At 70.5% G+C, this 1,048-nt stretch carries 1 protein-coding gene and 1 tRNA gene; one reads left to right on the top strand and one right to left on the bottom strand.

Features of this window, described 5'->3' with window-relative positions:
* Positions 1–740: LacI family DNA-binding transcriptional regulator (locus ACFPZL_RS13555; RefSeq protein WP_382335911.1), on the bottom strand; the 740-nt coding region annotated here is incomplete at its 3' end.
* A gap of 93 nt (positions 741–833) precedes the next feature.
* Here ACFPZL_RS13555 and ACFPZL_RS13550 point away from each other — a divergent pair.
* A tRNA-Ser gene (locus ACFPZL_RS13550) sits at positions 834–918 on the top strand.
* Positions 919–1,048: the final 130 nt, after the last annotated feature.

Genomic DNA, 1,048 nt, shown 5'->3' with positions numbered 1-1,048 from the left:
CGCGGCCAGGGCCCGGCGCCGAGCATGTCGCGCGCATACCCCTCGACCACGACGCGATCGAACGAACTGCGATGGATCCGCCCCTCGGTGGCGAGGCCCGCGGCCGTCATCGCCTGCCGCCAGCCCTGCTCGCGGAGGCTCCCGGGCCCGTCGCCGTGCTGGCCTTCGCTGTGCGGGCCGGCGAGGCAGTGGATGTCGGTGTAGCCGTGCGCGATCAGGTGCTCCACTGCGGTGCGCGCACCTGCCAGATCGTCGAAGCGGACGCTCGGAGCCGTCACTCCCTCGGGCACCGAATGGATGAAAACGAAAGGGGTGTCGGCCGGCAGGCGCGTGCCCGAGGCGACGCTCATCCCGAAGATCCCGCGAGGGCGGAGGTCCGAGAAGCCCGAGATGTAGTGCTCGGAGACTCCGTCATCGTCGTAGCCCGTGTTGCCGAGCATCGTCATGAGTCCGCGACGGCGCCCCTCGGCTTCGAAGCAGCGGGAGAGCTCGCCGAAGAAGCCGTTGGCGGTGTCCGGCACCAGGAGGCCGACGAGATTGGATCGGCCGACGCTGAGCGCACCGGCGATGGGGTTGCGGCGGTAGCCGAGCTCGCGGATCGCGGCCTCGACGCGCTCGCGCGTCGCCGGCGCGACGGCACGCGGGCCGTCGTTCACGACGTAGCTGACCACCGCGGTCGAGGCTCCCGCCCGGCGCGCCACATCGGCGAGCGTCGGGCGACGGGTGGCGGGCGATTCCATAGCGCCTAATTGTACGAGTGGCGAGCGCCGAGCGTACGCGCGGGTCCTCGCGTACGGCTAGGATGGGTGGGTCGGCTGCGAGCAGCCGACGCTGGAGGATTCGCCTAGCGGCCTATGGCGCACGCCTGGAACGCGTGTTGGGTTCACGCCCTCGGGGGTTCAAATCCCCCATCCTCCGCGAAAAACCCCTGCTCCGGCAGGGGTTTTCTGCGTTGTGCGGGCCCTGTCGCCGGGTTACCGGCCAAAACGTGTGGATGGCGTTGGGCGTGTCATCCTCTGCCTGCCCAGCCGCTTCGGAGCCAGAGCCC

The organism is Leucobacter soli, from assembly GCF_042659205.1.
GTDB classification, from domain to species: domain Bacteria; phylum Actinomycetota; class Actinomycetes; order Actinomycetales; family Microbacteriaceae; genus Leucobacter; species Leucobacter soli.
The sequence above is the reverse complement of the archived record's forward strand: the minus strand, read 5'-3'. Positions and strand labels throughout refer to the sequence as shown.